Annotated in this window: 12 protein-coding genes and 1 pseudogene; 9 read left to right on the top strand and 4 right to left on the bottom strand. The window is 68.4% G+C overall.

The features are described from left to right. Positions 1–12 precede the first annotated feature (12 nt). Positions 13–738, top strand: coding sequence for a hypothetical protein (locus tag A5705_RS13645; RefSeq protein ID WP_231982437.1), 726 nt, complete (start codon positions 13–15; stop codon positions 736–738). On the opposite strand, the gene A5705_RS13640 is transcribed toward A5705_RS13645, so the two are convergent. After that, positions 722–1,564 (bottom strand): ribonuclease Z, encoded by an 843-nt coding sequence (locus A5705_RS13640; protein WP_068278337.1) that lies wholly within the window; start codon positions 1,562–1,564, stop codon positions 722–724. The genes A5705_RS13645 and A5705_RS13640 overlap by 17 nt on opposite strands. A gap of 172 nt (positions 1,565–1,736) precedes the next feature. Here A5705_RS13640 and A5705_RS13635 point away from each other — a divergent pair, with 172 nt between their 5' ends. Next, positions 1,737–2,165, top strand: a complete 429-nt coding sequence (locus A5705_RS13635; RefSeq protein WP_068278335.1) for a CBS domain-containing protein — start codon at positions 1,737–1,739, stop codon at positions 2,163–2,165. 101 nt (positions 2,166–2,266) lie between these two features. Here the strand turns inward: A5705_RS13635 and A5705_RS13630 are convergent, their stop codons facing one another. Further along, the gene (locus tag A5705_RS13630) at positions 2,267–2,869 is read right to left on the bottom strand and encodes a type II toxin-antitoxin system PemK/MazF family toxin (protein ID WP_067876473.1); all 603 of its coding nucleotides are present in this window, start codon (positions 2,867–2,869) and stop codon (positions 2,267–2,269) included. A 35-nt stretch (positions 2,870–2,904) separates the two neighbouring features. Between A5705_RS13630 and lepA the strand changes: the two are divergent. The 3 genes and pseudogenes from lepA to A5705_RS13615 all read left to right on the top strand — a co-directional run bounded on the left by lepA (position 2,905) and on the right by A5705_RS13615 (position 6,542). After that, a pseudogene (lepA, locus tag A5705_RS13625) lies at positions 2,905–4,872 on the top strand (translation elongation factor 4). Then, entirely contained in the window at positions 4,872–5,630 is a 759-nt protein-coding gene (locus A5705_RS13620) for a sensor domain-containing protein (RefSeq protein WP_068278130.1), read from the top strand. The pseudogene lepA and the gene A5705_RS13620 overlap by 1 nt, the downstream one beginning before the upstream one ends. A 144-nt stretch (positions 5,631–5,774) precedes the next feature. Next, a complete protein-coding gene (locus tag A5705_RS13615; RefSeq protein ID WP_068278128.1) occupies positions 5,775–6,542 on the top strand; it encodes a sensor domain-containing protein in 768 nt (255 codons plus the stop codon). Between the two features lie 22 nt (positions 6,543–6,564). Here the strand turns inward: A5705_RS13615 and A5705_RS13610 are convergent, their stop codons facing one another. After that, positions 6,565–8,616, bottom strand: a complete 2,052-nt coding sequence (locus A5705_RS13610; RefSeq protein ID WP_067876485.1) for a glycoside hydrolase family 15 protein — start codon at positions 8,614–8,616, stop codon at positions 6,565–6,567. A 59-nt stretch (positions 8,617–8,675) separates the two neighbouring features. Beyond that, positions 8,676–9,929 carry an FAD-dependent oxidoreductase gene (locus tag A5705_RS13605; protein ID WP_255381174.1) on the bottom strand — a complete coding sequence of 418 codons (1,254 nt, stop codon included), beginning with the start codon at positions 9,927–9,929 and terminating at the stop codon, positions 8,676–8,678. Between the two features lie 54 nt (positions 9,930–9,983). Here A5705_RS13605 and A5705_RS13600 point away from each other — a divergent pair, with 54 nt between their 5' ends. The 4 genes from A5705_RS13600 (at position 9,984) to cysW (ending at position 13,174) form a co-directional block, all read left to right on the top strand. After that, positions 9,984–10,178, top strand: coding sequence for a hypothetical protein (locus A5705_RS13600; RefSeq protein WP_068278126.1), 195 nt, complete (start codon positions 9,984–9,986; stop codon positions 10,176–10,178). Positions 10,179–10,467: 289 nt separating this feature from the next. Next, positions 10,468–11,514 (top strand): extracellular solute-binding protein, encoded by a 1,047-nt coding sequence (locus A5705_RS13595; RefSeq protein ID WP_082956468.1) that lies wholly within the window; start codon positions 10,468–10,470, stop codon positions 11,512–11,514. Beyond that, positions 11,511–12,365, top strand: a complete 855-nt coding sequence (gene cysT / locus A5705_RS13590) for a sulfate ABC transporter permease subunit CysT (protein WP_068278123.1) — start codon at positions 11,511–11,513, stop codon at positions 12,363–12,365. Before A5705_RS13595 ends, cysT begins: the two co-directional genes overlap by 4 nt. Then, complete coding sequence (cysW, locus tag A5705_RS13585; protein WP_067876496.1) at positions 12,362–13,174, top strand: sulfate ABC transporter permease subunit CysW; 813 nt, start codon at positions 12,362–12,364, stop codon at positions 13,172–13,174. The genes cysT and cysW overlap by 4 nt, the downstream gene beginning before the upstream one ends. Positions 13,175–13,188 lie beyond the last annotated feature (14 nt).

The raw sequence follows: 13,188 nt of genomic DNA, 5'->3' as shown, positions 1-13,188 counted from the left end.
ATCGTTCACGCCATGAACGATTCACCGACAGATGGAACTCGGTCGGTCGCCGCCCGCCCCGAGCAGGGGGGACCGCCGCTGGTGTTGCTTTCCGTGATTTGTCTGGGATTGCTTTTCGGCGGCCTTGCGATCGGCGTCACGCTGGGCGGCGTGCCGCCTTTGCCCTACGGGCCGGCGACGGCGGTTGTCGCCTATGTGCGCGCCCAGCCGGTCGCGGTGCAGGTGATCGCCACCTCGGTGTTCGCGTCGTCGGTGCCGTTGGCGATCTACGCGGCGACGGCCAGCACCCGGTTGCGGCAACTTGGCGTCACCGCCCCCGGTGCCACGATCGCGCTCACCGGCGGCACCCTGGCGGCGGGTGGTCTGGGCCTGACCGGGCTGGTGGCGTGGACGCTGTCAAGGCCGGACGTCAGCGGGGATGCCGCGTTGGTTCGCGCCCTTTACTTCCTGGTGTTTCTGGTCGGCGGCGTGGGTCACATCGTGGCGTTGGGTCTGCTTGTGGCGGGCATGGCGGTGCCCACCCTCATCCTGGGATTGACGCCGAGACCGGTGGCCTGGGTCGGCTTGGCGACGGCCGCGCTCGCCGAATCGACGACGTTCGTGTTGGTGTGGCCGCAATTGGGGCCGATCCTGCCGATCGCGCGGGTCTCGGCGTTGCTGTGGCTGGTGCTGGCCGGTGCGCTGCTACCGCTGCGCCGGAACGACATTCGGCGAAAGGCGGCTATTGCCGCGCGGTGACCTCGACCCGATGTAGGTCGTCGCCGAGTTCGACCCGTCCGCCGAACTCGGCGGCGGCCAGCGCGCGCCACTGCTCCTCTTGGCCGGGCACCAGGGCCGGCACGTAGTGCGTCAACACCAGGGTGCCCACGCCGGCGCGCGCAGCCGTCGCCGCCGCCTCCTGCACCGACGAGTGGTAATCGCAGATGTCCTGCAGGCGCTGCTGCGGGATGTTGGCGACGATGTCCTTGCGGATCACGGTGTGCACCAACGCGTCCGCGCCGCGGGCCAGGTCGTCCAAACCGGCGCACGGCACGGTGTCTCCCGCGAGCACCACCGAGGCGCCGTCGGTCTCGATGCGGAAGCCGATGGTCGGCGCCACCGGCCGGTGGTCGGTCGGCGCCACGCGGATCGACACCCCGTCGCGGTCCCACACCGTACCGTCAGTGCATTCGTGCACCTCGACCGCCGGCGGCTCGTTCAGGTCGGCGTGGTGAGCGATGCGGTAGCCGATGTCATGGCCGAACGCCTTGAGCGTTGCCTCCACCGTCTCGGCGGTGCCGGGCGGCCCGATGATCGGCAGGGGCGCCGGATCGGGCGCGAACGTGGTGATCCACCGCGTGATGAGCAGGTCACCGAGGTCGCCGATGTGGTCGCTGTGCAGGTGGGTGATCAGCAGCGCCGACAAGCCCGCGGCGCCCACGCCGACCGCCGCCCCGCGCTGCAGCACCCCACGCCCGCAATCCACCAGGAACACCTGCCCGCCGGCCCGCACCAGGGTCGACGGCCCGGCGCGGTTGGGGTCGGGAATGGGGCTTCCTGTTCCCAGCAAAGTGATCTCGATCATGGACCCATCCTCGCAAGCCGCGGCCTTGCGCAGTGCCATTTGGCCGACCCGGGTTTGGGCCGTGAATGCCGGGGTATGGGAGCCCCCGGTTCCGGTGCTCGCGGTGGCTTTCCTGGCGCGCGAATTGGCCGTAACCTGGTGTGAAGCGGATCACAACCGGCTGGAGGCCCTCATGCGGATTGCGGACGTCTTGCGGAACAAGGGCGCGGCGGTGGTGACGATCAACCCCGAAGCAACCGTCAAGGAGTTGCTCGCCGGCCTCGCCGAGCAAAACATCGGCGCCATGGTCGTGGTGGGCGACGAGGGGGTCGTCGGCATCGTCTCCGAGCGCGACGTCGTGCGCCAACTGCACACGCACGGCGCCAGCGTGCTGTCCCGGCCTGTCTCGAAGATCATGACCTCGACCGTCGCCACCTGCTCAAAGTCCGACACGGTCGACTCCCTGAGCGTGCTGATGACCAAGAACCGGGTGCGCCACGTGCCGGTGCTGGACGGCAAGAGGCTGATCGGCATCGTCAGCATCGGTGACGTGGTGAAGACCCGGATGGAAGAACTCGAGGCCGAGCAGCAGCAGCTGCACTCCTACATCACGCAGGGCTGATTGCCGGCCCCCACATCACGCCCGCAAGGCCGCCCGGCGGGCTGAGCCGTCGTTTCGCTCGCACTTTTCTCGACGTGGTGACGCGCTCGGCGAAGCGCCGGCTAGCTCCACGCGTACTCCGCGCGCAGCCGGGCTGCGACGATGTCGAAGATCTCGCGGTCCAGGATGGCGCCTTCGCGGCGGATGCCCTCCTCGGGCACGTCGAGCACCCGGTCCAGGCGGACCCAGCTTTCCCTGCCCTCGTAATCCCAAGCGCCCGCGCCGATCCCGACCCAGTCGCGATCACCGGCGTGGCGCTCCTGGCTGGACACCATCAGCCCGAGCAGGACGCGCCGGTCCCGACCCACGACCAGGACCGGTCGGTCCTTGCCGCGGGTGGGATCGTCCTCGTAGACCACCCACGTCCAGACGATCTCCCCGGGATCGGCCCGACCGTCGAGGTTCGGGGCGTAGACCAGCTTGCGCGCCCGCTGGGCGGTCGGGAAGCTGGCGCTGGTCACCGGCCGGCCGGCGGTGACCGCCGCGGGGGGTTGCGGCGCGGCCGCGGCGATGACGTTCGCGGTGATCTTCACCGCCTGCTGGATCTCGCGCAGCACCGTCTGCGAGTTCTGCACGTGCCGGGCCAGCCGCGGGGCCCGGTCGAACACCAGGTTTTCCGCGAACCGCTGAAACGTCTTCCACTGAGACTTTCGGGCGGACGGCATATTCGCAGCATAGACGCGGGCGGCCGGGTCCGGCTGTGTCCAAGTAGGTCCCGCACACCCCGCCCAGATACCCTGGACATACTCGCGGGCCGCCGCTCAAGCGGCCACCAGCAGGCCCAGACCAGGAGATTTCCATCAGCAGTTTCGCCGACAAGACCTTCACGCCGCCGGCGCAGATTCGGAATTTCTGCATCATCGCTCACATCGACCATGGCAAGTCGACGCTGGCGGACCGGATGCTGCAGCTCACCGGCGTCGTCGATGAGCGGTCGATGCGCGCCCAATACCTGGACCGGATGGACATCGAGCGCGAGCGCGGCATCACGATCAAGGCGCAGAACGTGCGGCTGCCCTGGCGGGTATCCCGCGGCCAGGACGCCGGAAAAGAATTCGTCCTGCACCTCATCGACACCCCGGGCCACGTCGACTTCACCTATGAGGTGTCGCGCGCGCTGGAGGCCTGTGAGGGCGCCATCCTGCTCGTCGATGCGGCCCAGGGCATCGAGGCCCAGACGCTGGCCAACCTCTACCTGGCGCTGGACCGCGACCTGACGATCATCCCGGTGCTCAACAAGATCGACCTGCCGGCCGCCGACCCGGACCGCTACGCCGGCGAGATCGCCCACATTATCGGCTGCGAGCCGGGCGATGTGCTGCGCGTGTCCGGCAAGACCGGCGAGGGCGTGCCCGAGCTGCTCGACGAGGTGGTCCGCCAGGTGCCGCCGCCGCAGGGCGACGCCGACGCGCCCACCCGCGCCATGATCTTCGACTCGGTCTACGACATCTACCGCGGCGTGGTCACCTACGTCAGGGTGGTGGACGGCAAGATCACGCCGCGCGAACGCATCGCGATGATGTCGACGGGCGCCACGCACGAACTGCTCGAGGTCGGCATCGTCTCGCCCGAGCCCAAGCCCAGCGACGGCCTGGGCGTCGGGGAGGTGGGTTACCTGATCACCGGCGTCAAGGACGTCCGCCAGTCCAAGGTCGGCGACACTGTGACGACCGCCCGCCACGGCGCCACCGAGGCGCTGACCGGCTACCGCGAGCCCAAGCCGATGGTGTACTCGGGGCTGTATCCGGTCGACGGCTCCGACTACCCCGACCTGCGCGATGCCCTCGACAAGCTGCAGCTCAACGACGCCGCGCTGACCTACGAGCCGGAGACGTCGGTGGCGCTGGGCTTCGGGTTCCGCTGCGGCTTTCTGGGCCTGCTGCACATGGAGATCACCCGCGAGCGCCTGGAGCGCGAGTTCGACCTGGACCTGATTTCGACGTCGCCCAACGTCGTCTACCGCGTCGTGAAGGAAGACGGCTCCGAGGTCGTGGTGACCAACCCGTCGGACTGGCCGGAGGGCAAGGTGCGCACCGTCTACGAGCCGGTGGTGAAGACCACCATCATCGCGCCGAGCGAGTTCATCGGCACCATCATGGAGCTCTGCCAGTCTCGGCGCGGCGACTTGGGTGGCATGGATTACCTGTCGCCCGAACGGGTGGAGCTGCGCTACACGATGCCGCTGGGCGAGATCATCTTCGACTTCTTCGATTCGCTGAAGTCACGCACCCGCGGTTACGCCAGCCTCGATTACGAGGAGGCCGGCGAGCAGGAGGCCGACCTGGTGAAGGTCGACATCCTGCTGCAGGGCGAGGCGGTCGACGCGTTCAGCGCGATCGTGCACAAGGATTCGGCGTACGCCTACGGAAACAGGATGGCCACCAAGCTCAAGGAGCTCATTCCGCGCCAGCAGTTCGAGGTGCCGGTGCAGGCCGCGATCGGGTCGAAAATCATTGCGCGCGAGAACATTCGGGCGATCCGCAAGGACGTGTTGTCCAAGTGCTACGGCGGTGACATCACCCGTAAACGCAAGCTTCTGGAAAAGCAGAAGGAAGGCAAGAAGCGCATGAAGACCATCGGCCGGGTCGAGGTGCCGCAGGAGGCTTTCGTCGCCGCCTTGTCCACCGACGCGGCCGGGGACAAATCCAGTTCGTCAGGCAAGAAATAGTGCGGATCACGGGCGTGGCGGCGGCATTGGCGGTGATTGCCGCGTTGGCGGTGGGCTGTGGTGGAGTGGTCGGCGGCACCGCAAAGCCCGCGCCGAATCTCAAACCCCGACCGCTCACCGGTGCGATCGTCAAGCAGGTGCTCCTGGACGGCGCGACGCTGTCGCGGATGCTCAGTCAGCCCTTCGTCGCCCGCAACCCGCCTGAGTTCGGCGGCCCCGAAATCCTTTACCACAAGGACGAAACGGTGTCGCCGGCCGATTGCCTGGGCGTGACCGCGATGCTGCAGAAGAGCGTCTATCAGCAGGCTGACGTGAAAGACGTCGCGTCGGAGTCGTGGTGGAACAACGGCGAACCCGCGCAGGTGCTCACCGTGATCGAGGGCGTGGTCACGCTGCCCTCGGCGGCGCAGGCCAACGCGCTGTTCGCGCAATTCTCGCAGCAGTGGCAGCAGTGCGCGGGCGCGACGATGACGGAACAAACCGGCCCGATCAGCACGACGAACGCCATCAGCGACGTCCGCGTCGCCAATTCGGTTGTCGCCGCGACCAATACCGCGACATCGACACTGCCGAACATGCCGCCCCTGCGTCCCACGCCCCAGGCGCGGGCGATCGGGGTCCAGCTGAACTGCCTGGTCGAGGTCGAGGTGGTGTTCTTCGGCGAGCGGCGCCCTGCCGACCCGGGATCGGGCAACGTCGACACCAGCGCCATCGACATCGCGCACGCGATGATGGACAAGGTCAACGCCCTGAGCTGACGTGGCTCTTGAAAAGAGCCTGAGACATAGCTGGCGGTGCGCTGTGGTTTCGGCGTGGCGACGGCGACCGCGTCGGCTCGAATCTAAACTGCGGGTGAACACGGACGCAACACGGTTGCGTCGTCAACGAATGCCCATGACCCCATGAAGATTCGCTCGTTTGTTGCAGTCCCGCTGGCGGCGATGACGCTCGTCGCCGGTTGTACCGCCACCGTCGGCGGCGCGGCGATACCGGCTCCGGATGTGACGCCGCGACCGCTGACCGGCGCGACCGTCGGTCACGTGCTGCTCGGCGACCGGGCGTTGTCGCGGATCGTCAAGCGATCCTTGAACATCGATCCACGCTTTCCGCCGCGGTTCGGCGGCGCCGAGGAATTGCAGGACGACGCAACGGCTTTGCCCGACGGCTGTCGCGGCGTCGCGTCGATGCTGCAGCAAAGCGTCTATCAGTCCGCCGATGTGAAAGAGGTCGCGGTCGAGACCTGGCGGCACGCCGCCCCGACCCCGGATGTGACCGGCGTGACGGAGGGCGTGGTCAGCCTGCCCACCGCCGCCGACGCCGGCGCGCTGTTCGCGTCGTTTTCCCGGCAGTGGCGGGGATGCGACGGCGCGGTGACGTCGTTGCCGGGCGGCGTGTTTCGGCTCAAGGGCAAGATCACCAACGTGCAGGTCTCGAGTTCCGTTCTCGCGGCGACCGTTTCGATAGGCTGGACGTCTGGCAGCGCGGAGCCGGAGGCGGATTCCATCCCGGCGGCGCGGGCCATCGGGATCCGCGGCAACTGCCTCATCGAGGTCGAGGTCGACTTCTTCGACGGCTCAAGCGCATCGGGGTCGGCCAATCCGGGCAACCTCAACGGCACCGCTGTCGACATCGCGCGCGCCATGATGGACAAGATCGGTGCGCTGATCTGACGTCGGCTCGCCAATGGCCTTGCTACATGGGGGCGTTGGCGGGCTGGAAGCCCCCGGTGCTGTCGGCCTCCTCCTCGGCCCGGATCACGTGGACCACGGCGTTGATCAGAGCCAGGTGGGTGAACGCCTGCGGGAAGTTGCCCAGGTGCCGTCCGGTGCGCGGCTCGATCTCCTCGGCGTAGAGGTGCAACGGGCTGGCGTAGGAAAGCAGCCGCTCGCACAGCCGTTTGGCGCGGGCCACCTCGCCGATCTCGACCAGCGCGGACACCAGCCAGAACGAGCAGATGGTGAACGTGCCCTCTTCGCCGGACAGGCCGTCGTCGGTCTCCTCGACCCGGTAGCGCAGCACCAGGCCTTCCTCGGTCAGCTCGTTGGCGATCGCCAGCACGGTGTTGCGCACGCGCGGGTCGTCGGGCGGCAGGAACCGGGTCAGCACCACCAACAGCAGTGAGGCGTCCAGCGCGTCGCTGCCGTAGCGCTGGGTGAACACCCCGCGCGAGTCCACCCCGTGCTGGAGGATGTCGGCCTTGATCTCCTCGGCGATGGCCCGCCACTGCTGGGCGTAGCTCTTCTCGCCCTGCCGTTCGGCGAGCTTGGAGCCGCGGTCGAGAGCCACCCAGCACATCACCTTCGACGACGTGAAGTGCTGCGGCTCCCCGCGCACCTCCCAGATCCCGCGGTCGGGCTCGCGCCAGTGCTTGATCGCCTCTTCCACCTGCTTCTTCAGCACCGGCCACAAGGTCTCCGGGATCTGCTCGCGAGACTTGGCGTGCAGGTAGAACGAGTCCAGGATCGAGCCCCAGATGTCGTGCTGGACCTGGTCGTAGGCGCCGTTGCCGATGCGCACGGGCCGGGCGTGGTCATAGCCGGACAGGTGGTGCAGCTCGTCTTCGACGAGGCTGCGCTCGCCGCCGACGCCGTACATCACCTGCAGCGGGTGGCGCTCGTTGCTGTTGGCGCCGGAGACGTCGGCGATGAACGCGAAGAAGTCGTCGGCCTCGCGGTCCAGTCCCAGGGTGTAGAGGCCCCACAGCGCGAACGTGGAGTCGCGGACCCACGCGTAGCGGTAGTCCCAGTTGCGCTCGCCGTGCGGCGTCTCGGGAAGCGACGTGGTGCTGGCCGCCAGCAGCGCGCCGGTGGGCGAGTACGTCAACCCTTTCAGGGTGAGCGCGCTGCGCTGCAGGTATGCCCGCCACGGGTGGTCGGGGAAGTTGCCGATGTTGATCCACTGCCGCCAGCACTCGGTGGTCTGCCACATCCTGTCGGCGGCCTCTTCGTACGTCTGCGGCGCCGGGTGCTTGGTCCAGCTCAGGGCGACGAAGATGTCGTCGCCCTCCTTCATCCGGGTGCGGGCGCGCGCCTCGCGGCCCTCCAGGCCGATGCGCAGGTTCGTGGTCAGCCGCAGCGTGGGGTGGGCGTCCGGTTGCCTGCTGGCGCGCGCGATGGCCTCGCCGTAGGCGTTGGCCGAGTATTCCCAGGTGGAGCCGACGCGGTGGTAGTCGAACGCCGGCTCGCAGCTCATCATCAGCTCGACGGTGCCGCTGACGCAGCGCACGGTGCGCAGCAGGATGTGCTCGGCGTCCCAGTCCATGGGGGTGCGGCGATGGGTCCGCGACCGCCGCTCGATGTCGTGCCATTTCCCCATCACAAGCGCGTCACGCACGATCAGCCACCCGGTGTGGGTCTGCCAGGTGGTCTCCATGATCAGGCTGCCCGGGAGATAGCGGCGCGCCGACGGCACCGAGACGCCGTAGGGGCCGAGCCGGAAATGGCCGGCGCTGCGGTCCAGGATCGCGCCGAACACGCTCGGGGAATCGGGCCGGGGCACGCACAGCCATTCCACCGACCCGGCGGGGGAGATCAGGCACGTCGTCTCCCAGTCGGAGAGGAACGCGTAGTCGGCGATCGGCGGGAACGGGTTCCGCAGCGACGCGCTGTGCACGAGCGGCTCGGGCGCATTGAAGTCGATCGGCGAGGGCAGCACCGCTTCGGGCGCCGTGTCGAACTCCTCCGGCCGGGCCTCCGGGGAAGCACCGTCGGCCGGCTGGTCGGCGGGTTGCGCGTGCAGAACCATCCCGACATCATCGACTGTCAACCTGCCCGGCGTCCAATGTTCGCACCGGATGTCGGGTTTTAGCCGGTGCGCCTGGCGTAGTGGGGCACGTGCTCGGGCAGCGGGCCGATCGCCACCAGGTAGCCGATGAACCGCCGCAAGGCCACCGTCCGGCTCACCACGCGCACGGCTCGGGGGGCCGCCGCGGCACCGCCGGACACCGCGACCGCGATGACGTTGGCGTGGATCATGCGTTGTGCCGCTTGCAGGATCGCCGTCGGCAACCAGCGCCGCGCCTGCACCCGCGCCAGCTGCCGGGTGGACACGCGCCCTTGCCGCAATGGGTGGGCCAGGATGCGGGCCGCGGCCACCGCGTCGGCCACCGCCAGGTTGATGCCGACGCCACCGACCGGCGACATGGCATGCGCCGCATCGCCGATCAGCAGCACCCCGTCCGAATACCACCGGCGCAGCCGGTTGAGCTGCACATCAAGGAGTTTCACGTCGTCGAAGGACGTCAAGGTGTCGACGCGGTCGGCCAGCCAGGGCACCATGCCGATCAACGCCCGGTGCAGCGCCTTGATGCCCTCGGCTCGCAGCGCGGCGTCGGTGCCCTTCGGGATGATGTAGGCGATCTGGTAGTAGTCGCCGCGGTCGATCGTTATCGTCGCGTGCCCGGAGCGCAGCACGCCGGCCAGTCCGCTCGGATCGTCGGGCCGGCGCGGCAACCGGAACCACCACACGTCCATGGGCGCGCCGAAACTACGCGGTGTCAGCCCCACGGCATCGCGCACCGTCGACGAGCGGCCGTCGCACGCCACGGTCAAGACGGCGCGCATTTCCCCGGTTTCGCCCGTCTGGTCGCGGTAGGTGACACCGACGATCCGCTTGCCGTCGCGGAGCACGCCGGTGACCTCGGTGCTGCGCAACAACCGGAAGCTCGGTTCGGCCTCGGCGGCGGCGGCCACCATCTCGAGGAAGTCCCACTGCGGCACCAGGGCGATGTGCTGGTGGGCGCCCGGCAGCCGGGTGAGGTCGAGGCTCACCGGTGTGTTCTGGATCTCCATCCGGACGCTGTCGACCAGGCGGTGCGGAAGCCGGGCGAACCGCGGGCCCAAACCGAGTTCGTCGAGCAGCCGCAACGTGCTCGCGTGCACGGTGTCGCCGCGGAAATCACGCAGGAAATCGGCGTGTTTTTCCATCACCGTGACTTTTACGCCGGCCCGCGCCAGGAGCAGGCCGAGGATCATGCCCGCCGGTCCGCCACCGGCGACCAGGACGGTCGTCGCCTCGGCCGCGGCCGATCCGGCTGGCGGGAAAGGCTCGGGACTCACCGCCCGATCCTGGCACATTGGTTTGAACGTGCCGGTGCGAATAGGCTGAGCCCGATGAGCGCGTTCCTGAACTGGTGGGACGGCAACGAGCTGTGGCTTTCCGGCCTGCCGTTCGCGCTGCAGGCCCTGATCGTGATGCCCATCGTCCTGGGGGTGGCCTACGGCGCGGCGACCCTGCTCGACGCCCTGCTCGGACGCGGCATCAAGTTGATGCGGCGCATCCGGCGCGCCGACGGGGCCTCCGGGTAAGCGCATGCCCCGGTCACACGTGACCTTGATTCTGATCGCGCTCGTCGTGCTGGTGATCGTCGCGTGGCTGGTGACGCACTGAGAAGACGGGCCCAGCGAATCCTGTTAGGCTTCGCGACATGCACGTGGCATCCGGCGTTTTCGCATGCGCCGTCCTCGCGCACTGTTGTCGCTGACTCCCAAACCCGTGTGCGGTCTGGTCCTGAGTCGTGAACTCGCCTGCATTGCTCAACCCCTTTCCGCCGCAACGGGACGCCAACCGCTAAGTCCGCGCACCGAAAGGCCACCAATGCTCAACGACATCGCCAGCGCCCCGCGCCGGCGGGTTGCCCGGTGCGCCGGGGCGCTCGCGTTGATCGCCGGTGTCGTCGCCGCCTGCGCGGGCGGCCCCAGCGACGTCGTGGGGGGCAGCGGGCCGGGCAATGCGCACACCAGCATCACGCTGGTCGCCTATTCCGCCCCAGAACCCGGCTGGAGCAAGGTGATTCCCGCCTTCAACGCCTCCGACGAGGGCAAGGGCATCCAGGTGATCGCGTCGTACGGCGCTTCCGGCGACCAGTCACGGGGCGTGGCCGAGGGCAAGCCGGCTGATCTCGTCAACTTCTCGGTCGAACCCGACATCACCCGGCTGGTCAAGGCCGGCAAGGTTTCCAAGGACTGGAACACCGACGCCACCAAGGGAATCCCTTTCGGGTCGGTGGTGACGCTGGTGGTGCGCAAGGGCAATCCGAAGAACATCAAAGACTGGGACGACCTGTTGCGGCCCGGTGTCGGGGTCATCACGCCCAGCCCGTTGAGTTCGGGGTCGGCCAAGTGGAATTTGCTTGCCCCCTACGCCGTGAAGAGCGAGGGCGGCACCAACGGCCAGGCCGGCATCGACTTCATCCGCAAGCTGGTGAGCGAACACGTCAAGCTGCGGCCCGGATCGGGACGGGAAGCCACCGACGTCTTCGTCCAGGGCAGCGGCGACGTGCTGCTGAGCTACGAGAACGAGGCGATCGCCACCGAGCGGGCCGGCAAGCCCGTCGAGCACATCAACCCGCCGCAGACCTTCAAGATCGAGAACCCGGTGGCGGTGGTGACCACCAGCTCCCACCTGAACGCCGCCGTCGCCTTCAAGAACTTCCAGTACACCGCCGCGGCGCAACGGTTGTGGGCGCAGGCGGGCTTCCGCCCGGTCGATCCGGCCGTCGCCGCCGACTTCCGCAACCAGTACCCGGCGCCGGCGAAGCTGTGGACGATCGCGGACCTCGGCGGTTGGGGGACAACGGATCCGCAGCTTTTCGACAAGAACACCGGCAGCATCACCAAGATCTACACGCAGGCCACCGGATGACGGCCCTGGTGACCCCCGGCCCCGCCGCGCCCGCGCCGTCCCGCCCGCAACGTGCCCGCGGACCCGCAACCACGTCGCTGCGCGTCGGCGTTGCGACGCTGTGGCTTTCGGTGATCGTGCTGCTGCCGCTGGCCGCCATCGCGTGGCAGGCCGCGGCGGGCGGCTGGCACGCCTTCTGGATCACGGTCACGTCCAACGCCGCGCTGGAGTCGTTCCGGGTGACGCTGACCATCTCGGCCGGGGTGACGGTGATGAACCTGATCTTCGGCCTGCTGATCGCATGGGTGCTGGTGCGCGACGACTTCTTCGGCAAGCGGCTCGTCGACGCCATCATCGACCTGCCGTTCGCGCTGCCGACCATCGTGGCCAGCCTGGTGATGCTGGCCCTGTACGGCAACAACAGCCCGGTCGGCCTGCACCTGCAGCACACCGCGTGGGGGGTGGCGGTGGCGCTGGCCTTCGTCACGCTGCCCTTTGTGGTGCGCGCCGTTCAACCGGTGCTGCTGGAGATCGACCGGGAGACCGAGGAGGCGGCGGCGTCGCTGGGCGCCAACGGCCCCAAGATCTTCACCTCGATCGTGTTGCCCTCCCTCACGCCCGCCCTGCTATCGGGTGCGGGGCTGGCGTTCTCGCGCGCGATCGGCGAGTTCGGGTCGGTCGTGCTGATCGGTGGCGCCGTCCCGGGCAAGACCGAGGTGTCCTCGCAGTGGATACGGACGCTGATCGAGAACGACGACCGCACCGGCGCCGCCGCGATATCGATTGTGCTGCTGGCTATTTCTTTCGTCGTGCTGCTCGTCTTGCGGATCGTGGGCGGGCGTGCGGCCAAGCGTCAGGAGCTGGCCGCATGACGTCCTCGCCCAGGGTTCGCTACCTGATCCGATTCGTGGCGCTCGCCTACATCTTCGTGTTGCTCGTCGTTCCCGTGTCGTTGATTCTGTGGCGGACGTTCCGGCCCGGCGTCGGCCAGTTCTTCGACTGGGTGAGCACGCCGGCCGCGATATCGGCGCTGAACCTGACGCTGCTGGTGGTGGCGATCGTGGTGCCGCTCAACGTGGTGTTCGGCATTCCGACCGCACTGGTGCTGGCGCGCAACCGGTTTCGCGGCAAGGGGGTGCTGCAGGCCGTCATCGATCTGCCGTTCGCGGTGTCACCCGTCATCGTGGGCGTGGCGCTGATCCTGCTGTGGGGGGCCGCCGGCGCCTTCGGATTCGTCGAACGCGACCTCGGGCTCAAGATCATCTTCGGGCTGCCCGGGATCGTGCTGGCCAGCATCTTCGTCACCCTGCCATTCGTGGTGCGCGAGGTGGAGCCGGTGCTGCACGAGCTGGGAACCGACCAGGAGGAGGCGGCGGCCACCCTGGGTTCGAGCTGGTGGCAGACGTTTTGGCGGATCACGTTGCCGTCGATCCGGTGGGGTCTGACCTACGGCATCGTGCTGACCGTCGCGCGCACGCTCGGCGAATTCGGTGCGGTGATCATCGTGTCGTCCAACCTGCCGGGCCGATCGCAGACCCTGACATTGCTCGTCGCGGACCGGTACAACCGCGGGGCCGAATACGGCGCGTACGCGCTGTCGACACTGCTGATGGGGGTGGCCGTGCTGGTCCTGATCTTCCAGCTGGTTCTCGACGTCCGCCGGGCACGAGCGACCAGGTAAGCGCGACAAGGAGA

Source organism: Mycobacterium sp. E787, assembly GCF_001668725.1.
Classification (GTDB): Bacteria; Actinomycetota; Actinomycetes; order Mycobacteriales; family Mycobacteriaceae; genus Mycobacterium.
This window is presented reverse-complemented; position numbering and strand designations above follow the sequence as displayed.

Bases quoted from the DNA above. Each gene is read 5' to 3' on its own strand.
- A5705_RS13600 (WP_068278126.1), top strand. From the start codon at position 9,984: ATGAGCGCGTTCCTGAACTGGTGGGACGGCAACGAGCTGTGGCTTTCC.
- A5705_RS13610 (WP_067876485.1), bottom strand. From the start codon at position 8,616: ATGGTTCTGCACGCGCAACCCGCCGACCAGCCGGCCGACGGTGCTTCC.
- A5705_RS13630 (WP_067876473.1), bottom strand. From the start codon at position 2,869: ATGCCGTCCGCCCGAAAGTCTCAGTGGAAGACGTTTCAGCGGTTCGCG.
- A5705_RS13640 (WP_068278337.1), bottom strand. From the start codon at position 1,564: ATGATCGAGATCACTTTGCTGGGAACAGGAAGCCCCATTCCCGACCCC.
- A5705_RS13615 (WP_068278128.1), top strand. From the start codon at position 5,775: ATGAAGATTCGCTCGTTTGTTGCAGTCCCGCTGGCGGCGATGACGCTC.
- A5705_RS13595 (WP_082956468.1), top strand. From the start codon at position 10,468: ATGCTCAACGACATCGCCAGCGCCCCGCGCCGGCGGGTTGCCCGGTGC.
- cysT (WP_068278123.1), top strand. From the start codon at position 11,511: ATGACGGCCCTGGTGACCCCCGGCCCCGCCGCGCCCGCGCCGTCCCGC.
- cysW (WP_067876496.1), top strand. From the start codon at position 12,362: ATGACGTCCTCGCCCAGGGTTCGCTACCTGATCCGATTCGTGGCGCTC.
- A5705_RS13635 (WP_068278335.1), top strand. From the start codon at position 1,737: ATGCGGATTGCGGACGTCTTGCGGAACAAGGGCGCGGCGGTGGTGACG.
- A5705_RS13645 (WP_231982437.1), top strand. From the start codon at position 13: ATGAACGATTCACCGACAGATGGAACTCGGTCGGTCGCCGCCCGCCCC.